At 57.5% G+C, this 20,809-nt stretch carries 20 protein-coding genes; 11 read left to right on the top strand and 9 right to left on the bottom strand.

The features are described 5' to 3' along the window. Positions 1-11: 11 nt before the first annotated feature. Together KF947_RS14030 and KF947_RS14035 are read right to left on the bottom strand one after the other, a co-directional pair. Positions 12-2,867 (bottom strand): insulinase family protein, encoded by a 2,856-nt coding sequence (locus tag KF947_RS14030; protein WP_227404224.1) that lies wholly within the window; start codon positions 2,865-2,867, stop codon positions 12-14. Further along, on the bottom strand, positions 2,867-3,553 hold the full coding sequence (locus KF947_RS14035) for an SOS response-associated peptidase (RefSeq protein ID WP_227404225.1): 687 nt from the start codon (positions 3,551-3,553) through the stop codon (positions 2,867-2,869). The genes KF947_RS14030 and KF947_RS14035 overlap by 1 nt, the downstream gene beginning before the upstream one ends. 191 nt (positions 3,554-3,744) lie before the next feature. On the opposite strand from KF947_RS14035, the gene KF947_RS14040 reads away from it, so the two are divergent. Together KF947_RS14040 and KF947_RS14045 are read left to right on the top strand one after the other, a co-directional pair. Beyond that, a complete protein-coding gene (locus tag KF947_RS14040; protein WP_133731009.1) occupies positions 3,745-4,359 on the top strand; it encodes a TetR/AcrR family transcriptional regulator in 615 nt (204 codons plus the stop codon). After that, positions 4,356-5,021: a 1-acyl-sn-glycerol-3-phosphate acyltransferase gene (locus tag KF947_RS14045; protein WP_227404226.1), complete on the top strand. Its 666-nt coding sequence runs from the start codon at positions 4,356-4,358 to the stop codon at positions 5,019-5,021. The genes KF947_RS14040 and KF947_RS14045 overlap by 4 nt, the downstream gene beginning before the upstream one ends. 15 nt (positions 5,022-5,036) lie before the next feature. Here the strand turns inward: KF947_RS14045 and KF947_RS14050 are convergent, their stop codons facing one another. Together KF947_RS14050 and KF947_RS14055 are read right to left on the bottom strand one after the other, a co-directional pair. After that, positions 5,037-6,311 (bottom strand): HlyC/CorC family transporter, encoded by a 1,275-nt coding sequence (locus KF947_RS14050; protein WP_133731007.1) that lies wholly within the window; start codon positions 6,309-6,311, stop codon positions 5,037-5,039. Between the two features lie 104 nt (positions 6,312-6,415). Beyond that, the gene (locus KF947_RS14055; RefSeq protein ID WP_227404227.1) at positions 6,416-7,213 is read right to left on the bottom strand and encodes an inner membrane protein YpjD; all 798 of its coding nucleotides are present in this window, start codon (positions 7,211-7,213) and stop codon (positions 6,416-6,418) included. Between the two features lie 391 nt (positions 7,214-7,604). On the opposite strand from KF947_RS14055, the gene ffh reads away from it, so the two are divergent. Next, positions 7,605-9,023: a signal recognition particle protein gene (gene ffh, locus KF947_RS14060; RefSeq protein WP_133731005.1), complete on the top strand. Its 1,419-nt coding sequence runs from the start codon at positions 7,605-7,607 to the stop codon at positions 9,021-9,023. A gap of 41 nt (positions 9,024-9,064) precedes the next feature. Here the strand turns inward: ffh and KF947_RS14065 are convergent, their stop codons facing one another. Genes KF947_RS14065 through KF947_RS14085 form a run of 5 tightly spaced genes read right to left on the bottom strand, consistent with a single transcriptional unit; the run spans position 9,065 to position 13,801 of the window. After that, entirely contained in the window at positions 9,065-9,838 is a 774-nt protein-coding gene (locus KF947_RS14065; protein ID WP_227404228.1) for a metallophosphoesterase, read from the bottom strand. A 44-nt stretch (positions 9,839-9,882) separates the two neighbouring features. Further along, positions 9,883-10,695 carry an ABC transporter permease gene (locus KF947_RS14070; protein WP_133731003.1) on the bottom strand — a complete coding sequence of 271 codons (813 nt, stop codon included), beginning with the start codon at positions 10,693-10,695 and terminating at the stop codon, positions 9,883-9,885. Further along, positions 10,692-11,573, bottom strand: coding sequence for an ABC transporter permease (locus KF947_RS14075; protein ID WP_133731002.1), 882 nt, complete (start codon positions 11,571-11,573; stop codon positions 10,692-10,694). The genes KF947_RS14070 and KF947_RS14075 overlap by 4 nt, the downstream gene beginning before the upstream one ends. Before the next feature lie 57 nt (positions 11,574-11,630). Then, entirely contained in the window at positions 11,631-12,764 is a 1,134-nt protein-coding gene (locus KF947_RS14080; RefSeq protein ID WP_227404229.1) for an extracellular solute-binding protein, read from the bottom strand. After that, entirely contained in the window at positions 12,761-13,801 is a 1,041-nt protein-coding gene (locus tag KF947_RS14085; RefSeq protein ID WP_227404230.1) for an ABC transporter ATP-binding protein, read from the bottom strand. Before KF947_RS14085 ends, KF947_RS14080 begins: the two co-directional genes overlap by 4 nt. A 196-nt stretch (positions 13,802-13,997) precedes the next feature. On the opposite strand from KF947_RS14085, the gene KF947_RS14090 reads away from it, so the two are divergent. The 8 genes from KF947_RS14090 to KF947_RS14125 all read left to right on the top strand — a co-directional run bounded on the left by KF947_RS14090 (position 13,998) and on the right by KF947_RS14125 (position 20,809). Beyond that, on the top strand, positions 13,998-14,999 hold the full coding sequence (locus KF947_RS14090) for a LacI family DNA-binding transcriptional regulator (RefSeq protein WP_227404231.1): 1,002 nt from the start codon (positions 13,998-14,000) through the stop codon (positions 14,997-14,999). 284 nt (positions 15,000-15,283) lie between these two features. Beyond that, a complete protein-coding gene (rpsP, locus tag KF947_RS14095) occupies positions 15,284-15,532 on the top strand; it encodes a 30S ribosomal protein S16 (RefSeq protein WP_007111767.1) in 249 nt (82 codons plus the stop codon). A gap of 75 nt (positions 15,533-15,607) precedes the next feature. Next, positions 15,608-16,153 carry a ribosome maturation factor RimM gene (gene rimM, locus KF947_RS14100; protein WP_227404232.1) on the top strand — a complete coding sequence of 182 codons (546 nt, stop codon included), beginning with the start codon at positions 15,608-15,610 and terminating at the stop codon, positions 16,151-16,153. Between the two features lie 119 nt (positions 16,154-16,272). After that, positions 16,273-17,040, top strand: a complete 768-nt coding sequence (trmD, locus tag KF947_RS14105) for a tRNA (guanosine(37)-N1)-methyltransferase TrmD (protein ID WP_227406301.1) — start codon at positions 16,273-16,275, stop codon at positions 17,038-17,040. A 143-nt stretch (positions 17,041-17,183) separates the two neighbouring features. Beyond that, positions 17,184-17,540 (top strand): 50S ribosomal protein L19, encoded by a 357-nt coding sequence (gene rplS / locus KF947_RS14110; RefSeq protein WP_027957738.1) that lies wholly within the window; start codon positions 17,184-17,186, stop codon positions 17,538-17,540. Between the two features lie 131 nt (positions 17,541-17,671). Then, a complete protein-coding gene (gene xerD, locus KF947_RS14115; RefSeq protein WP_133730997.1) occupies positions 17,672-18,553 on the top strand; it encodes a site-specific tyrosine recombinase XerD in 882 nt (293 codons plus the stop codon). Beyond that, positions 18,528-19,331: a DsbC family protein gene (locus KF947_RS14120; protein WP_133730996.1), complete on the top strand. Its 804-nt coding sequence runs from the start codon at positions 18,528-18,530 to the stop codon at positions 19,329-19,331. The genes xerD and KF947_RS14120 overlap by 26 nt, the downstream gene beginning before the upstream one ends. Positions 19,332-19,492: 161 nt before the next feature. Next, positions 19,493-20,809, top strand: a complete 1,317-nt coding sequence (locus tag KF947_RS14125) for a homoserine dehydrogenase (RefSeq protein WP_133730995.1) — start codon at positions 19,493-19,495, stop codon at positions 20,807-20,809.

Consider the following 20,809-nt stretch of genomic DNA (forward strand, 5'->3'; position numbering starts at 1 on the left):
TTCACGAGCTCTTATTTAGTTTTGGGCAGGGGCGAGCGCTTCTCACGATAGTCGCTGACATCACTAGGTTCGTCGCCCGGATTAAAGCGTATGTCCAGGCTGTGTTCGCGCAGCGATGGCCATAGGGCCTTAATATCCTCAAGGCTAACGTTCAGCACCAGCTCGGCCAGTTGGTCGCGTCGATCAAAGCGCACGTCTTCCAACGCGGTGGCTTGCCAGTAGCGGTTAGCCATGCCCGCAAGGCTGGTATCGCGCTGGCGCAACTGGTCGTGAACAGCCTGGCGATAAGGCGCTAAGTCAGCGTCGCTGAGTTGCTCAAGACGCTGGTTAGCCTCATCCAGAAACACATCCATACGCTCGGCAATGGTGCCGCTCTCCACGTCGGGTGATTGCACCATAAGGGCAATCCCTGGCGCTTCGAGCAGCGGCGAATAGCCAGCGTTCACGATGTAGCCGAGCTGCTGCTCGGTGCGCAGCTGTTGGTAGAACGGTGTCTCCAGCCACTGAGCGATCACCATGGTGGTGGCTTGCTCCTCTGGCGTCTGATCGCGGCCTTGCAGATAGCGCAGTACCAAGGACTCATCCCGAGAGCTGTGAGGGTGCAGCACGCTGTGCTCTTCACTCGCTGCAAGCGGGGTGAGGTTGGCAATATCGTCGCGCTTTAACCGCGGTTTTAGCCTGGCACGCATCAGCTGTGTCTGTTCACGCGCCAGGTCAGCGTCCAGGTTGCCCACCGCCATGGCATCGACGTACAGGTCATCTAGAAAGCGCTGGCGAAAATCTTCCAGGTGGCTGCGGTCAAAGCGCTCGCTGGCAGCGAGAAGCTCAGCGGTAGACCATTGTGGTGTGAGTAACGCTTCGCCCAGCGTGCGGCTGGCTTGACCGTAGAGCGACGCCTGGGGCGCGTTGCGCCACTCACGCTGCAGCTGATAACGCACGCGCTCGAAGGCACTGTCGGTGATTTCGGCGCTCTCTAATTGCTCAAGGGCTTGTTCAATCAGCGGGGTTTGGCCATCACGCCAGCCTGAGAACGATAGCGTCATGCCCCTGGCGTGGGGATAAGCGCTAAACGATTGCCCGGCCAGCCACGCTGGGTAGAGGGATTCATTCAAACTGTCGTTGAGCCAACTGGCGAGCAGCCGAGTGAGCACTGCTTCATGAGCTGAGTAGCTGGCGGTGGGGCTTTGTAGGCTGACCCGCCACTCAACTTTGGGAGTGTTAAAACGATCATCCTGCATATGCCAGGCGGTAAATGATGGTGTTTCGACTAGCAGGCTGGGGCGCTCATCCTGGCCTTCAAGCAGCGTCAGGTCACTGGCGATAAAGGGATTGGGCCCCGGAAGTGCCAAACCGCTCAGGGGCTGGCCCGGCTGTTCGGGCACTTGCTCGTCCCATTGGGTGTTGAACCAAGGTGAGACGGTGTTGCTTTCGATATCCGGTGCTGAGTAGAAGCGCAGCATGTTATCCGGCGTTAGCGCGTCAAGATAAGCCTGCTGACGCTCTGCATCGGGGCCATCCATGCGGTAGGCCGCGTACTGCACGTCCTCTACTGGGTAGCGGGATAGGCTCATGGAAAGGCGAGTGGCTTCCTGCTGCGGGGCGCCATACTGCTGAAAGCGGAAGGCCTGCTCATTGAGTTTTGCCTGCTCTTCGTAGCGCCATCCGGCGAGGCCTTCATTGTGCAGTTGCTCAATGGCGGCAAACAGGGTGGCTTCAATATCGTCCAAGCGTTCGGCGCCTGCGGGCGTCAGGCTGATGGAGATAGTGAATAGCGCTTCGTTGCCATCGCCGCGGCCTACACCGGCGGAAAGCCCGTCGGCCAGACCTGCATCGCGCAGTACCGCTAACAGGCTACCTTCACCTTCATCGCCAAGCAGGTGGGCGATTACCTGGGTCGGCTTTGTACGGTAGTCGTCAGTGGGGTCGGGTACTGGGAAGTAGAAGCGTAATTGACGACGATCCTGTAGCGACTGCCGCTCGATATAGCGGGGTAGCGTGTCTGAATCAACCAGCGGCGCGTCAATCGTCGGCACGCTTAAGTCGTTGTCGGGAATATCGGCAAAGCGCTCGGCTACCCACTCCTCCAGCTGATCCAACGGCTGGGGCGCCACGATCGCGAGGTTCATAACATTGGCGTCGTAATGCTGGTGATAAAAATCGATCACCCGCTCGCGTAGCGTTGCCTCGCCTTCCGGCGGGCTGGCTAAGGTTTCCCGGCTACCCACGGCAAAGCCGGTGGTGGGGTTGTCAGGGTTGAGCAGTTGGTTGAGCACATCGTTTTCGCGCCGGGACTCATCACGAATACGCGCCATGTACTCCGAGTGAACGATACTGCGCTCGCTCTCCAGGTGGTCGGCGTTAAACCGCGGCGAGAGGAAAAATTCGCTGAAACGGTCAAGCGCGCCCGGCAGTGCCGAGGGCTCAATATCAAAAAAGTAATTGGTATCCTGCTGCGCGGTAAAGGCGTTGTGAGAGCCCGCGTTATTGGAAATATAGCGTTGGTAAGCATCAGATTCCGGGTAGGGCTCGGTGCCTAAGAACAGCATATGCTCTAGGAAGTGTGCTAACCCCTTAAGATCATCAGGATCTTGGGCGCTGCCTACCCGCACATTCATCGACGCTGCCGCCTTGTCCGCTTCCGGGTCGCTGACTAGCAGCACATTGAGGCCGTTATCGAGCGTTAAGACCCGGTAATCGCGGCTGTCATAGGAGCTAATGATCGGGGTGACCGTGTCAGCAATGGCATCGCCAACGGCGTCATCGGTGGCCGCGAAGGCCAGCGGCGTTAACGCCATGCTGGCGATAACGCCAATCACTGCGCACTGCGGGAAAACACGCCAGCGGGTTATGCAAGTGGATCGCAACATTACAGCTCCTGTGACACAGCCCAACGCAGCATCGACCCGGTAGGATGGGCACAGGCCGGTGACTGGTAGGCGGGATTATTGACATGTTTAGATACCGGAAAAGCGCCCAACAGTTCCAATGGTGCGGGTGCTAACAGTGAATTAAGCGTTTCGGTATCGGTGTCTGGGTTGAGCCAGGCGGATAACGCATGGCTGGGTATAGTGACCGGCAAGCGGTCGGTTAACGGCGACAACAGCAGGTTGGCGGGCACGGTGATCAGTGCAGCCGAGTCGGTAAACGCCGTTAACGTGGTGTGGTAGCGGCACCAGAGTGCACCCAGCAGCAGCGGCGCCCGGGATACCTGGGTCACTAAATAGGGTTGCTTGCTGCGTGGCTGGGTTTTCCATACATAGAAACCGCTCACCGGGATAACGCAGCGGCGCGCGCTAAAGGCATCGCGAAACATCGCCCGTGATTCAAGGGTTTCCGCCCGTGCGCAGTGGGGGGCGTGATCCAGCACCTCCAGCCAGGGCGGCGTCAGGCCCCAGAAAATCGATGAGAGCCGGTACTGCCCCTGCTCTAAGCGAATAGCAGAGATTGGCCGACGAGGCGCTAGGTTGGGCGACTCAATCAATGGTTCAGGAGTGGCTAGCGTTGGCAATAAGCGGGTCAGCGGTAAATTTTGCACGTGCAATCGCCCCGTCATAGCTATCTCCTTAAGCAGAATCGTCGTGGAAGTGTACCTGGATGGCGGGGGACTTCGCGCAATAAAGCACGAAATGTAGCGTTTTAGTGTCGAAAACAGTGTTCGATGTAAGGTATCCTATCGTATCCCTTGCTCCCGCTAAAGCGCAGTGAGGCTTCCTCCTTGTTTGCCGTTGACCTTAAGAGATCGCCATGGCCCGTCCTAGACAGCATGCGCCCGATGCCCTCCACGCGCAGGTCATGCACGCTTGCGATGAGTGGTTGGCTGAGCAGCCAGTCCATGGTCTCTCGCTGCGTGCCCTGGCTAGAGAGGTCGGCTGCGCCCCCAGCACCCTACTGAAGCTATATGGCAGCTTCAATAACTTATTGCAGCACGTCAATGTAGAAACGTTGGCGCGTTTACAGCACACCATTACCAGCCTGAGCGACGATGCCCCTGAACCCTGGTTACGTTCGCTGGCGCGTGCCTACTGGCATTTCGCAGAGCAGGATTGTTACCGCTGGCAGTTGCTGTTTGATTACCCGCTGGCCCAAGAGGGCGAGCTTGATCAGCGCCAGAGCGATTTGATCGAAGCGCTGTTTACCCAAGTAGAAGCATCGCTTAAAGCCTACCAGCCGGCGCTGGATGATCTTGAAGCTCGCCGTTTGGGTCGCACACTGTGGGGCAGCGTTCATGGGTTAGTCCAGCTGGGGCTGAATGAGCGGTTGGGCTATTGGCAGGGGCAGCAATTAAAAGTAGATGAGCTGCTGGATCAACTGATGAGTACCATTTTGGCGGGCCTACGCCATCGTGAGGCGGCGACGTGACTTGGTGTGTCAATGCGGGACGTCAGGCGCTGCGCTGGCTGATTTTTGTCTCAATGCGCCTCTGCTACCGGCTGCAGGTGCATGGGCGTACCCATATCCCCAAGCAGGGGCCCGCGCTGGTGGTGTGTAACCACGTCAGTTTTATGGATGCCTTGGTGCTTGGAGGCGCTAGCCCCCGGCCGCTACGCTTTGTGATGGATCAGCCGATTTTTGACTCGCCTTGGCTTAAGTGGTGGTTCCAGCTGGTTGGCGCAATTCCCATTGAGTCTGAACGCCGCAGCCCCGGCGCTCTTAGGCGCGCCCTGGATGACGTGAGCGCAGCGCTGCGAAAGGGGCAGGTCGTAATGGTCTTTCCTGAAGGGCGATTGACCCCGGATGGCGAGATTCACGCCTTCCGGCGTGGCCTGGAGGCTATTCTCGCTCGCGACGATGTGCCGGTGATTCCGGCGGGCCTGGCAGGCTTGTGGGGGTCGTGGACCTCTCACCATGATGGCAAGGCGCTAAAGAAGTGGCCTAAGCGTTTTCGGGCGCCGGTGAGCCTGCACTTTGGGCCCCCGCTCAACCGCCTGGACGCCGATGGCATAGCGCTGCGGCGGTTTCTCGAAGCGCGGGTTAGGGCGCTAAAGGCGGCGGCTGACCAAGATTTAGCCAACCGCCGTTAATTCGTTTATGACTGACTAGCGCCGTGGCGCCCGCAACTTTTGCCAGCAGCGCGCCGAGGTAATGAGATTATCGCGGATCTCCAGAATCTCCATGCGCATATTGCCGATCTGTAGGCATGCCGGGCCTTCTGGAAAGGCTTCAAGGTGCTCAAGAATTAACCCGTTGAGCGTTTTGGGGCCATCGGTAGGCAGCTGCCAGCCGAGCATCTTGTTAATCTCACGAATATTGGCGGTGCCTTCAATCACGTGACTGCCGTCGTCCTGCTGGTGAATTTCTTCATCCTCAGAGACATCGGTGGTGAACTCGCCCACGATCTCTTCCAGAATATCTTCCAGCGTAACCAAGCCCTCTACGTCGCCGTACTCATCCACCACAATGCCGATGCGCCGTTTCTGCTTTTGAAAGTTGAGCAGTTGGGTATGTAGCGGTGTGGATTCGGGAATGAAGTAGGGCTCACGAGCTTCCTGCACGATAGACGCTTTGGTGACTTCGTCCCGGGAGAGAAAGCGTGCCGCGTTACGCAGATGCAGCATGCCGATAATGTTATTGATATCGCCTTTATAGACCGGCAGCCGGGTGTGTTGGCTGGTACGGATCTGAGTCAAAATATCTTCGAGCGTATCATCCAGGTCGATACCCAGCACCTCGTGGCGTGGCACCATGATGTCGTTCACGGTGACGTTCTCAAGATCAAGAATCGACAGCAGCATCGCCCGGTGACGATAGGGGATTAGTGTACCCGCCTCGTGAACCACCGTGCGTAATTCGTCGCGGGTCAGGCTGTCGCCCCCGTTATCAACGCTTTTAACGCCTACCAACCGGAGCAGGCCGTTAGACATCACGTTAACCAGCCATACGAGTGGGTAAAGCAGCTTGAGCAGCGGCTCAAGGGCGTAGGATGTCGGGTAGGCGATCCGCTCGGGTTTAATCGCGGCGTAGGTCTTCGGCGTGACTTCGGCAAAAATAAGAATCGTGATGGTCAACAGAGCGGTAGAGATTGCAGGCCCAGATACGTCGCCGAAGAAGTGAATGGCGATAATGGTCGCAATTGAGGCCGCCAGGTTGTTGACGAAGTTGTTACCGATCAGGATAACGCCAATCAGGCGGTCTGGACGGGTGAGCAGGCGCATGACCCGTTTGGCTCTGCGGTCACCGCTGTTGGCCTGATGGCTCAAGCGGTAGCGGTTAATCGACATCATGCCGGTTTCAGAGCTGGAGAAAAACGCAGAAAGCAGTATCAGTAAGGCTAGCAGGCCGAACAGTAACCCCAGGGGGAAGTCGTCGCTCAAGTCGAAAAGTCCTTTGTGGCGAATTAGGCTCGATTTGTAGAAGGTAGCGAGTAGTGTGTCAAGACAACCAAAGGCGTGGTTGCGCCCCGTTAGCGGTTGAGCCGTTATCGATTGAGCAGTATCTCAAGTACAAACTTACTGCCAAAGTAGGCCAACACCAGCAGACCGCAACCGCCCAGTGTCCAGCGCACGGCACGCATGCCGCGCCAGCCAAAGCGATATCGACCAACCAACAGGGTCGTGAAGATTACCCAGGCCAGTAGCGAAAGTACGGTTTTGTGCGCCAAATGCTGGGCAAAGAAGTTGTCCAGAAAAATAAGCCCGCTCGCGATGGACAGCGTCAATAAAATAATGCCCGCCCACACCAGCTCAAAAAGTACCCGCTCCATGGTGGTGAGCGGCGGTAACGACTGCACAATGCCGCGGATATGATGGTGGCGTAGCGCCTGGTTCTGTAGACCGACCAGCACCGCTTGGACGGCGGCAATGGCCAACACGGCAAACGCCAGCGCTGAACTTATCGCATGCAACAAAATGCCCGGTGTAAGCCCGGTATGACCACCTTGATTCGGCAGCCAAGTGGCGGCGAGTAGCGCAATACCCGCCAGTGGGAAGAGTGCAATCCCGGCGTTAAGCACCGGTTTAAACAGGCTGGCAACTAGCACGACGTTGACCGCGACCGCCATCAGCAATGTGGCGCTGGTGGTAAAGCCGGGCAGTAGGCCAGGGGATTGGCCGACTAATTGGACCACCACAGGGATGTGTAACAGTAGGCCCAGTACGGCGAACAGGCGAACCATGCCCTGGCGCGGAGGCACTCGCCGGAACAGCGTCATGCCCTGCCAAATGGCAGCGGCAACATAAAGAACAAAAGCAATCGTGGCGAAAGGGAGCGCCTGCATGATGCTATCCGTGCGCCTTGCAGCGCGTTGCTGTGAATAAATAAACGAATTAAGTGTGATTACGATGAGAATCTATCCAACTACTATAACTAATCCAAGCGGCGTCGCCCAGCGGGGCAAACGCATGAAAATAGCTAAAGACTCGGAGTAAGTATGCATGAATGCCAGCGAAAGCTGTAAGCAAGGGTCTTTCGCCATGGCCGGAAAAATGTTCCCGACAATTCCGGCATTTCCGCCATCCATGGCGGTCAGATGGCGACTTGCGCTGGTCGTTTGCAATAGGAACGCTGGCACTTGCCCATGGAGACTCAAAGCATGAGCGCGTATAATCTTTTTACTAATTAGTCCAGGGCGTGCGCGCCGACGGCAGTGACGGAGGCAGAGAGGCCCCATGTTCCAGAATCTAAGTGAGCGTCTTTCCCAGACGTTAAAGTCGATCAAGGGTCAGGCTCGCCTGACCGACGACAATATTAAAGATACCCTGCGCGAAGTACGCCGCGCACTGCTTGAGGCCGACGTAGCACTGCCGGTCATCAAGGCGTTTATTGAACGCGTGCGCGAGCGGGCGGTTGGGCAGGAAGTATCCAAAAGCCTGTCGCCAGGCCAGCAGTTCGTCAAAATCGTCCAGCAGGAGCTGGAAGCGATTATGGGGGAAGCCAACGACGGCTTTGTGCTTAAGGGTTCCCCCGCCGTTGTATTGATGGCTGGCTTACAGGGTGCGGGTAAAACCACCTCTGTGGCCAAGCTGGCCCGCTACCTGCGCGAACGCGAGAAGAAGAAAGTCTTGGTAGTGTCTGCCGACGTTTATCGCCCGGCAGCCATCGACCAGCTTGAAACCCTGGCCAAAGAAGTCGAAGTGGACTTCTTCCCCTCGCGCTCTGACCAGCAGCCGGTAGCGATTGCCGAAGCGGCTATCAAGCACGCCAAGATCCAGTTTCACGATGTGGTGCTGATCGATACCGCCGGTCGTCTGGCGATTGATGAAGCCATGATGGCGGAGATCCAGGCGCTGCATAAAGCGGTCTCGCCTCAGGAAACGTTGTTTGTCGTCGACGCCATGACCGGTCAGGATGCTGCCAATACCGCCAAGGCGTTCAGCGAAGCGCTGCCGCTAACCGGTGTGATCCTGACCAAAGCGGACGGTGATGCCCGCGGCGGTGCGGCGCTATCAGTACGTCACATTACCGGCAAACCGATCAAATTTATGGGCGTCGGTGAAAAAGTCGATGCCCTAGAGCCGTTCCACCCAGACCGTGTCGCCTCGCGCATCCTGGGGATGGGCGACATGCTGTCGCTGATCGAGGAAGCCGAACGCACCGTCGATAAGTCCAAAGCCGAGAAGTTGGCTAAAAAGGTCAAGAAGGGTGACGGATTTGACCTGGAAGATTTTCGCGACCAGCTCCAGCAGCTCAAGAAAATGGGCGGTATGGGCGGTCTGATGGGCAAGTTGCCGGGTATGGGGCAGATGGCCGAGATGGCCCAAGGCCCCGGCCCTGAGAAAGAGCTGGGCAAGCTGGAAGCGTTGATTAACTCAATGACCCCTAAAGAGCGCCGCAAGCCCGATATTATCAACGGCTCGCGCAAACGCCGCATTGCCACCGGTGCCGGCCTGCAAGTGCCTGACTTGAATCGCCTGCTCAAGCAGCATAAGCAGATGCAGAAGATGATGAAGAAAGCGGGCCAGAAGGGCGGCATGCAGAAAATGATGCGTGGCATGTCCGGCATGATGGGCGGCGGAGGCCCAGGTGGGCCTGGCGGAATGGGAGGCCCCGGTGGCATGGGCGGCCCCGGCGGACTGCCGCGGCGCTAAGCTTCTGCGGGCTCAGGTAACCTGAGCCCCTAAGTCCAGCTCTAAGCCTGAGCCACATGACGCAGGTGTACGATCACACTGCCGTCTGGTCGACAGTCGTGCAAGGGGTAGCTGTAAGGTACCTTGCAGGCAGTCGGTACGTTGACACTGCCCGGCACTAAATTGTATTGAAACGCCGGGCTCCCGGCGATTCCGCCATAATGTCCGTCCCAGTAGGTATGCAAAGGCTGATGGATGTGCCCGCACAAAATGCGTTTGGGTGAGCCGCTAATGATCTCCATAAAGTGCTCCCTTCCTTCGATCAGGCTATAAGGATCCCAGTGCGGGTTCCCCGTCTTAAAGGGCGGATGATGCAGAACCAGAAAAGTGACTGGCTGGGTGTGCTGAAGCTGCTTTTCTAACCACACCAGTCGCGTATTGCACAGCGCCCCCCGTGCGTCTCCCTTTACCACCGAATCCAGGCCCAGCAGGGTGACGCCAGGGGTGTCGATTCTAGATTGCATAAACTCGCCTGCTTCAAGCCCCGCCAAACGATTGCCCAGCACTCGCCGCATCGCTTCGCGTCTATCGTGATTGCCAGGCACTGCCAGAATGGGCATGGGGAGTGGCGCAAGCAGGTGGCGTATCAATTGATAGTCCTCATCACTGCCGCCGTCGGCCAAATCGCCACTGATAGCTACAATATCCGGTAAAGGGTTCAGTGTAAGCAGGTCAGCGATGATGCTTTCGACAATCTGCGCGATATCGGCACGGGCTTCACCCGTTTCGGAGCACTCGGTGAAAAGATGTAAATCAGATAAATGGGCAATCAGCATTTAGGTAAAACCTGGCAAAAAGTTTGTTAAGAGGCCGGCAACGGCTAGCGGCCAATGCGGGCCAATACATCGGCTTTCAAAAAGCGCTCGATAATCAGCATGAAGCCGACAGAGGGGATCAGCAGTATTAGCGCGGTAATAGCAGCGACCTGATAGTTGCCGCCCATTGAGGCGTTGAACATGAGAAGCGGAAGCGTGGTGATTTCCGGCGCACCGACAAAAAACGTACCGGTGAACTCATCGATACTGTCGAGAAATACGAAGATCGAGGCTGCTAGTAGTCCAGGTAGGGCCTGGGGCAGAGTGATGTCGGCGAAACAGCGTAGCGGTGAGGCACCGAGGTTGCGTGCGGCCTCCTCCAGCGAGCGATCCACCGTTGCAAAGGTGGCTGTCGCAATCCAAACCGCATAGACGAGCCCAGGCAAAGAGTGCACCAGCACCACGCCGACCAGGGTGCCGTTGAGCCCCCACTGGTAGAAGATGGCCGCGATGTTGACGAAGATCGGCAGGTTGGGAAACGCTTGCGGCAACAAAAAAAGCAGCATGATGACATTACGCGCAGGCAGTGCTTGGCGTGCCAACGCATAACCCGCGGGTATCGCCAGCGCCATCGAAAGCAGTACCGCCAGCAGTGCAACGACCACCGTGTTAAACAGCGATACCCAGGCCCCTGCGCGAGGGCGAAATACGCGTTCCCAGAAGGCGAAGCCCCAGTCGGTCGGAAAGCGGTTCGGGTAGAACCACTGCTCGGCAAATGCCCACATGGCAAGATTCAGTAGTGGGCCAAAGACAATAAAAGCCACCAAGCCCAGCATCAAACCAAGCCCGATCTGCGCAAGTCGTTTAGATACCCTCATGCGGTTGCCTCCCGGCGTAGCGTTAGACGCAGATACACCCAGGCGGTCATGGCGGTTAGCGCATAGGAGAAAAGCCCTAAGGCGTTGGCGATGCCGTAATCACCGTAGTAGGTAATGCGGTGGGCCATCATCGAGGTCATCATGGTGGGGTTGCCGGCGATCAGCATAAGTGGCACGGATAGCACCGAGAGCATAGCGACCAGCGAGAGAATCAGTCCTACCCACAGCGTTGGCGCCGCTTGCGGCAATAGAATGTTGAAAAGGCAGCGCAACCGCCCCGCGCCCAGATTACGGGCGGCTTCAATATGACTGCGGTCGATTGCTGCCATGGCGCCCGCGAGCAGCAGCGTAACGAACGGGATCTGCTTCCAGGCGAAGGTGAGTACCAGTCCCCGCCAGTCGAGGAAACTCTGGGCGCTGTCTGCCGCCATCAAGCCCGATTCCACCAGCACCCCGTTCATCATGCCGTTAGTGGACAGAAACGAGCGCGCGAGCTGACCGGACACCACGAAAGGAATAAATAGCGGCCAGCGGTAGAGCCAACGCAGCATGCGCACTGCCCAGGGCGTGGTGCCCAGTACGAGATAGCCAGCAATGGCGATGGAGACCAGCGCGATTAGCGTAAGGGATGCCGATACAACGCCGATAGAGAACAGTACGTCGCGGCCATAGAGTGAAAATGCCCGGGCAATATGCTCGCTTGTCCAGGTGCCGTCGCTGTCACGAAACGCAGTGATGAGCGAGCGGGCCAAGGGCAGCGCATAGAGCAACGCAATGGCTGTCAACGCTGGCAGAACCAGCAGCGTGCCCAGGGCTGATTGGCTAAATGGCTTTCGCGGTGCGATAGCTGAAACTGCTATAGAGGATGAAGTGGTCATAAAAGCGTTCTACGAAGAAGGGGGCAAACGCCCCCTTGGTAATGGGCGGCCTAAACGTTAACGACTAACGTGGCTTTCGTAGGCTTCAAGGATGGCGCGAAAGTAGTCAGCCTGGGGCATCGAAAAGCCGCGGGCGGCGAGGGTCTCGGGTGACACGTCCGCGTAGAGCTGTTCCCACTGAGCGTCGCTTAGCTCGCCGCGAACATGCTCAGCGTCGATGCCAGGGAACCAGTTGAACTGACCAACGATGCCTTCGGCCTGAACCTCTGGGCTGGTTGCCAGGGCAATGAACTCGGCGGCCAGGTCAGGTTCAGCGGCGCGCTCGGGAATCGTGTAGTACATCGGTTGGCCGGGCATGCCGGGTTCGAGCAGCAGCAAGCGGAAGTTGGGGTTGAGGCGGCCATCGGCCTTCCAGGTGTAGTACATATCCATCCACACGGGCCCCATGGCGATTTCGCCGCGGTTCATGGCATCCAGGGTGCCCGCATTGCCGGGCGTCATGGTGACGTGTTGATTAAATGTGCTCAGCTGGTCTAGCGCTGACTCCCAGCGTGCTGGCGCATCCTCCTCCCAAGGGCCGTTTTGCAGCGTGTCGGCCATGTCGGTAAAGGCGTACATCCAGCCGAACACAAAGCCGACCCCCGCCATGCCACCGGTAATGCCGTTATAGCCGAACTCGCCTGGATGCTCTTCAACCCAGTTGGCTAGCGCTGCGTAGCTTTCAGGCGGCTGTTCTAAAAGGTCAGGGTTATAGGCGATGGCGATCTGGCTTTGGAACATCGGCATCACGTGACCTTCGACATCGACGCCTAATGCATTGCGCGCGCTTTCCGAGTTGGCTAAAGCGCCGGTGGAAATGTCATCAACGTAATTGGCGAGCAGACCTTCTTGAACCATTTGCCCGGCCATGCGCTGGTGGACAACCGCCACGTCGACGCCCCAGGTTGCCTGGTCGCGCTGGGCGCTAAGGGTTTCATAGATAGCTTGACTACCAGCATCACCAGGGCCGGTACCCATTGCGCGCACGGTAACGTCGGGGTGCGTGGCCTCGAATCGTGGGGCGAGAAACTCGTTGATGTACTCAACCATGTTGTCATCACCCGCGGTAAACACGTTAAGCGTTGTGTTGGCCATGGCGGGGACGGCGAGGGTGGCGGTTATAAGGCCGAGCGTAAGCGTTAAGGGTTTCATGCGATATCCTCATGTCGATCAAGTGGCGGCAGTTGCCGGTCATCCGGCCCGAAGGGAATCAGAGCCGACTCAGGCACCTGAAGCGTTGCGAAAGTGCCTAGAGCAATAGGGGAGGCGGCCATGGCGCAGAGTTCTTCGCCATCGGCCGTCAGCGAGACCTGATAGCCATCGCCGGTGTAAACACAGTCAGTCACGCGCCCTTTACGGGTAAGAGCGGCGTTGTTAAGAGGAGGATTGATCCGCGCATCACGCGTCCGGAAGCCGAACCTGGCGGCGCCTTTGGCGCTGAGCGGGTCATGCTCTCCTCCGGTCACCGTGTTATCCACGCCAAGAAAACGTGCGGCGTTGAGGTCGGCGGGGTGCTGATAGAGATGTTGAGGTGAGGCAATTTGTACGATCTCACCCGCGCGCATTAGTACGATCTGGTCAGCCATCTGGAGGGCTTCCTCCTGATCGTGAGTCACCATGATGGTGGTGATACCCAGCGACTTTTGCAGGCGGCGCAACTCACCGCGCAAGCTGCGTCGAATAGCGGCATCCAAGTTGGAGAGTGGCTCGTCAAGCAACAGCAGCGGTGGGTCAATGATCAGTGCACGACCAAGGGCGACTCGTTGCCGCTGTCCGCCGGAAAGCTGTGTTACCGCACGGCTCTCAAAGCCGCTCAATTCGAGTCTGGCTAATATCTCGGCCACCCGCTGCTGGCGTTCTGGTCGAGGAACGCCTCGCAGCTTTAATGGGTAGCCCAGGTTGTCGCCAACGCTCATGTGGGGCCACAGGGCATAGGATTGAAATACCATCGCGGTCTGGCGCTTTTCGGGCGGCAAATGGGTAATCGATTTTGAGCCGAGACGAATATCGCCGCGACTCAAGGGCGTAAAGCCGGCAATAGCGCGCAATAGCGTTGTCTTGCCGCAGCCGGAAGGTCCTAGCAGGCAGGTGAAGCTGCCCGGCTCCACATCAAGGTGGATGCTTTCCAGAATGCGCTGCTGCCTGAGGTCAATTGTCACGTCACTGAGTGCCAGCGCTTCGGTACGCATCGGTCAGCCTCCGCTTTGAGAGTAATGTTAAAAAATGCTTTTGAACGCGCGTGCAAAATTGCGATAAAACAAAACTACCGTGCATCTGTGACGCTTTGATGTAGCTTTTAAAACACTCCGATGTCTGCCCACTAATGCTAAAATGGCCGGTGTTATCTCGTTGATAGGGCGGTAAAAGCGTGCCTGGAATAGTTAAATGCGGTGGGTTATGCCGGTGCGTGTAACCGCAGATGATGTCGCCAAAGCGGCCGGTGTATCCCGGGCAATGGTGTCGCGGGCGTTTACCCCGGGAGCGTCGGTGGCCGTCCGGAAGCGAGAGCACGTGCTGCGCGTGGCTCAAACTCTGGGCTATCGCCCCAACTTGATTGCCCGCGGTCTAACAGGTCAGCGTACTGGCTTGGTGGCCGTAGTGGCGGGTGAGATATCCCGGCCCTATGAGGCTTGGTTGCTGGAACACATCGTTCGAGTGCTGAGTGCCAATGGTTATCAGCCGTTGCTTTTGCCCGCGTTTCGGGATGCCAACATGACCGAGATGATTGACCATGCGCTGGCCTACCAGGTGGAGGGGGCCATTGTCGCCGCAGGGTCGGTCAGTCGTGATATTGCTGATCGCTGCCAGGCATCGGGAGCGCCGCTGGTGCTGATCGGTCGGGTTCTGGAAAAAAACGGCGCCGATGCGGTGTGTTGCGACAATATTAAGGGCATGTGGCAGTTGGTGGAACGTCTGGTCAAGCAGGGGCGACGGCGTATTGCTTGGCTGGGTGGCACGGCAGATACCTTTTCGGATCAAGAGCGCCGTCAGGGCGTTGAAGAGGCATTGGCCCATTACGGCTTGTCACTGCAGGTACAGCGCCGGGGGGATTTCTCGCTATCGAGCGGGGTAAGCGAAGGGCTGGCGCTGTTGGATTCCCGTTTGGCACTCGATGCCATTATGTGTGCGAACGACGCCATGGCATTGGGGGTTGTTGAAGCTGCAGCGCAGCGCGGAATCAAGGTGCCGGATGACGTGGCTATTACTGGGTTCGACGATGTGCCTGGGGCTGCCTGGGGGCGCTGCCCGCTGACCACTGTGCGTAATCCTGTCAATGAGACGGCGCTTGAGGCGCTGCGCCTGCTCGAAACCCGGGTTCACAATCCAACCTGCGACAATCAGGTCATCAGGGTCGGCGTTACCCTTGTCCCGCGCAGTAGTGCTTAATGCAGCGGTTGACGCGTTGTGAGTTTTCTGGCTGTCAGGCTTTCCAAGTCGTGCGCATTTGCGTAGAATGCGGCCTCTTCATGCGTGGGTGTTGCCCAAATACGTCAAAACGTAGCAGTAGCAGCGCTCAATGAAGGCCTTTATGGTGCTAAAAAAGGTCGTGCAAGCCGCTTTTATGTGGCTGTATGCCAGTTTAGCGCCAAGCAAACAGCACGACGAGTGTTCCGATAGCGGTTAGCGCTATAAACACACTCTCGTAACCTCAACCGAAGGATAGTTATCGTATGGTTACCATTCGTTTGGCCCGTGGTGGCGCCAAGAAGCGTCCCTTTTACCACCTGACCGTTACCGACTCGCGTAACGCTCGCGACGGTCGTTTCATCGAGCGTATCGGCTTCTTCAACCCGGTTGCCCGTGGTCAGGAAGAGCGTCTGCGCGTTGACCTAGACCGCGTTGTTCACTGGCAGAGCCAAGGCGCCCAGCTGTCTGGTCGTGTTGCTGAGCTGGTTAAAGAAGCACGCAAACAGGCTTAAGCCTGCTGTTGAGTCTTGTTGTCCGAGACTTGTTGTGTGAGAAAGAAAGTGAGTGCTGGGTAGCTGAGGTCGTCGATGACGCGTTTTGAAATAAGCCAAACTGACGACACGCATGTGGTGCTAGGCAAGCTGACTAGCCCTTATGGGGTGAAAGGTTGGCTCAAGGTGTACTCCTACACTAGCCCAATAGACAGCATTCTTGAGTACCCGGAATGGTGGGTGCGCCAAGGTGAAATACTGAAGCGCATAAGCATTGTTCAAGGGCGTCGGCAGGGCAAAGGACTTGTGGTGCAGCTTGAAGGGGTCGATGACCGTAGTGCGGCGGAAGCATTAGCCCAAACGGATATCTTGATGCCCAAAGAGGCGCTGCCTGAGCTTTCCGACGATGAGTATTATTGGCATGAGCTTGAAGGCATGGCGGTCTTCACTCAGGCCGGCGAACGGCTAGGACGGGTAAGCTACCTGTTTGAAACCGGCGCCAACGATGTCATGGTGGTTCGCGGCGATTCAGACTCAATCGACAAGCGCGAGCGACTGCTGCCGTTTTTGCCAGACGACGTCATTATCGAAATCAGTTCCCAAGAGGGCCGTATGGTCGTCGACTGGGATCCTGAGTTTTGACCGAACTTATGAACAGTTTGAGCAATGATGCAGCTACCGACTCACCAGAGCCGGATAGTGGCAACGCGCCGGAAACGGCGAGTGAAGCAGCAGCGCCTGCCATGCGGATTGGTCCAGCGATGTGGATCGGTGTCGTCTCGTTGTTTCCCGAGATGTTCGATGCGCTAACGCAGCAGGGCGTGATCGGCAGAGCGGTAGAGAAACAGCGTATTGCACTGGAGTTTTGGAATCCACGGGATTACGCCACTGACCGCCACCGCAGCGTTGATGACCGCCCCTATGGTGGTGGTCCAGGCATGTTGATGAAAGTCGACACCCTGCGCGCAGCGATCTTTGCTGCCCGGGAACGGGCGCAGCAAGCCACCGGCTTAGTGCCGACGGTGATCTACCTTTCGCCCCAGGGGCGTAAGCTGGATCAGCAGGGCGTTCAAGCACTGGCTTCCGCCGGGCCTTTAGTGGTCGTGGCAGGGCGCTATGAAGGCATTGATGAACGCGTGGTGGAGAGTGACATCGATGAAGAGTGGTCGATTGGCGACTATGTGTTGAGCGGCGGTGAGCTGCCAGCGATGGTGCTGATTGATGCAGCGGCAAGGCTGATTCCCGGTGTACTGGGTCATCAGGATTCCGCTGTCGAAGACTCGTTTAATGACGGTCTGTTAGACTGCCCGCACTATACCCGTCCAGAAGTCATCGACGGGCGCCAAGTGCCGGATGTGCTGTTAAGCGGCAATCATGCAGCCATCAAGCGCTGGCGGTTAAAGCAGTCACTAGGCCGTACATGGCAGCGTCGTCCCGACCTGTTGGAAGGGCGGCCGTTAGATGCCGAACAGCGTAAGCTGTTGAACGAGTTTATCGAAGAACACGCTCTGTCAGCTAAAGCTGAGTAGGACAGAGCGGCGGTGCAGGGCGGGACATGCGCACCTGTGTCACCCATAACGACTCCCGCGTAGCTCGTTTCGAGCGCCGGGATCACGGCACCCGCCACCCATGATTGAGCGGACAAGCCAACACGTTATTCAGGAGTATGATGATGAGCAGCAAAAGCAAAGTGATCCAGGCGATCGAATCTGAGCAAATGGGCAAAGAAATTCCTCCCTTTGCCCCCGGCGACACCATTGTCGTTCAGGTAAAAGTAAAAGAAGGTACTCGCGAGCGTCTGCAGGCGTTTGAAGGTGTGGTCATCGGTAAGCGTAACCGTGGCCTGAACTCCGCTTTCACCGTGCGTAAAATTTCTCACGGCGTTGGCGTTGAGCGTACCTTCCAGACCTACAGCCCGCTGGTTGACTCTATCGAAGTCAAGCGTCGCGGTGACGTGCGTCAAGCCAAGCTTTACTACCTGCGCGAGCGCAGTGGTCGTTCTGCACGTATCAAGGAAAAGCTGGCTTAAACGCCACTGTTCCTCGGGCGCACGCTGTTCTCGAACAGGCGTCGCGCCCAGATACCAAGACCCCGTCACCGCTTTGCGGGGCGGGGTTTTGTTTATGTCGCTCAATAAAAGCGGCGGGAGGTGACTAACGTATGAGCGTTATCGATGCATTTTTAGATGCTCTCTGGCTTGAGCAGGGCGCCAGCGATCATACGTTAGCCGCCTATCGGCGTGATTTAACCGCTTGGCAAACCCACTTGGAGAGCCTCGGCGAAGCCCTTTTGGCGCCGCCACCGGAGCGCCTCAGTGAATGGCTGGCCAGCCGCCGGGAGGAAGGCTATCAGTTGCGCAGTAATGCCCGGCTGCTGTCGACGCTACGCAGCTTCTACCGCTGGGGGCGTTTGAACAACCAAGTGGAAAGCGACCCCCTCACCGATATCAAGCTGCCGCGGGTCATACCCGGCTTGCCCAATACCTTGGAAGAGGAGGAAGTCGAGCGTCTGCTCTTGGCGCCGGATACCGAGACTCCTTTGGGGATCCGTGACCGTGCCATGCTGGAGCTGCTGTACGCCTGCGGCTTGCGGGTATCTGAATTGGTCGGGCTCACCGGCGATGCGGTCAATCTGCGCCAAAACGTGGTTAGGGTGCGCGGTAAAGGCGATAAAGACCGCCTGGTACCCATGGGTGAAGAGGCCGCAGATTGGCTGGCGCACTATATGCAGACCGCACGGCTGGCGCTTATGAGCGACCCCACACGCCCAGCGCTGTTTCCTGGGCGGGGCGACAAAGCCATGACCCGACAAACCTTTTGGCACCGGATTAAAGTGCATGCCATCACCGCAGGGATTACCCGGCCACTGTCTCCGCATACGCTTCGCCATGCATTTGCCACCCATTTATTGAATCATGGGGCCAATTTGCGGGTCGTACAGCTGCTGCTGGGTCATAGCGACCTGTCGACGACCCAAATTTATACCCATGTAGCCCAGGCGCGCTTGGAAAGCCTACATGCTGAACATCACCCAAGAGGCTGAATTGATGATGCGTCAACGCCGTTTTGTAGCACTACCTTTACTGACAACTTCCTCGATGCTGGCGTGTTTGCTAACTGCCAGCCTACTATCTTCCGCTGCACAGGCTGACGACGTGGGAGATCGTTTGGCTGAATCACTGAGCGTCAATGGCCAGTCTATGCCCGTGAAAGCTGTCACCGAAACGCCTATGGATGGCGTTTATCACGTGCGGCTGGAGAGCGGCGAATCGTTCTACTCCAATGCAGACGGTAGCCACTTCCTGGTCGGCGACCTGTATGAAAATGCGCCCGACGGGTTGGTCAACTTAACCGAGCAAGAGCAGAACCAAGAGCGTGCCGATGCGCTGGCGGCAGTGCCTGAAAGTGAGTTAGTGATCTTCCGCGGTGCCGATGAGCCGAAAGCTACCATAACGGTGTTTACCGATCCCACATGTCCCTACTGCGCGCGGTTACACGACACCATTCCGGAGTTGAATGAACGCGGCATTGCCGTTCACTATATGGCGTTTCCCCGCGCGGGCATGGCCAGCCAAGCTGCCACCACGCTGCAGCAGGTTTGGTGCTCGGATAATCGCAGCGAAGCGATGACACAAGCCAAAGAAGGCAAGAGCATTTCCAGCGCAGCAGACTGCGACAATCCGGTGGCGGGGCAGTATGATCTGGGTAAGGCGCTGGGCGTACAGGGCACACCCGCGATTATTTTGCCCAACGGGCAGCTAGTGCCGGGTTTTGTGCCCCCCGAGCGACTCTCCGCCATGTTAGGCTTGGAAAACGGCTGAATCAAAGCACTGGAACAAAGAACGGAAACAAAGAAGAGTGCCGCGTAAATTAGACGGCGCACAACGCTGAGATACTGTCTTGAAGAGCGCTTTTAAAACCGCCTTTAAGACTGAATTTAAGACTAGCACCACCAGGTGCACGACACGAAAGGGGAAGTATTTTGAAACCGGTAAGAGTAGGTATTTGTGGTCTAGGCACTGTCGGTGGCGGCACCTTTAACGTATTGACTCGCAACGCTGATGATATTGCGCGTCGTGCCGGCCGTCCTATTGTGATTGAGCAGGTTGCTCACCGCAGTATTCATCCTGACTGCGATATTACCGGCATCAACGCTACCACTGATGTGTTCGAAGTTGCGACCAATCCCAATGTGGATGTCCTGGTGGAGCTCATTGGCGGTTACGATATCGCCCGCGAGCTGGTGCTCACCGCCATTGAAAACGGCAAGCACGTGGTTACCGCCAACAAGGCGCTGATTGCCGTTCACGGTAATGAAATTTTCAGGGCCGCTCACGAGAAAGGCGTGATCGTAGCCTTCGAAGCGGCGGTCGCTGGCGGCATCCCTGTCATCAAGTCGCTACGCGAAGGTCTGGGCGCCAACCGTATCGAATGGGTAGCGGGCATTATCAACGGTACCGGCAACTACATCCTTACCCATATGCGCGATGAGGGCCGGGCGTTTGAAGACGTGCTCGCGGAAGCCCAGGCGCTAGGCTACGCCGAATCTGACCCCACCTTTGATGTGGAAGGCATCGACGCCGCGCATAAACTGACGATTTTGGCCTCGATTGCCTACGGCGTACCGCTGCAGTTCGAGAAAGCCTTCACCGAAGGCATTTCACGGATCACCGCCGAAGATGTTGAGCAAGCCGACAACCTCGGTTACGTGATCAAGCATTTAGGTATCTCCAAGCGCACCGACCAAGGCCTGGAGTTGCGGGTGCATCCCACCTTGATTCCCAAAGAGCGCCTGCTAGCCAGTGTCCATGGGGTTAAAAACGCTATTGCGGTGATGGGCGATGCGGTTGGGCCCACGCTTTATTATGGCGCAGGTGCGGGTGCCGAGCCCACCGCGTCAGCGGTGGTAGCTGATCTGCTCGACGTTGCCCGTGATATCTCCACCGAGCACCGCTACCGGGTGCCATACCTGGCCTTCAGTGGTATCGACGAAGACGTCAGCCAACTGCCCATCATGCCGATGGAAGACATCACCACGGCCTACTATCTGCGCCTGCTGGCGGTGGACCGCCCCGGCGTGTTGGCGCGGGTGGCCACGATTCTATCTGAGCAGGGCATCTCGATTGAAGCGCTGATCCAGAAAGAGGCCACCGAAGGCGAACTGGTGCCAATCATTCTGCTCACGCATCGCACCAAAGAGAAGCAGATGAACGCAGCGATTCGCGAAATCGAATCCATGGCCGATATTGCGGGCCCCGTCACGCGTATTCGCGTGGAAAGCTTGAGCGAAGGGGAGTAA

Source organism: Halomonas sp. FeN2, assembly GCF_020595105.1.
Taxonomy (GTDB): Bacteria; Pseudomonadota; Gammaproteobacteria; order Pseudomonadales; family Halomonadaceae; genus Vreelandella; species Vreelandella neptunia.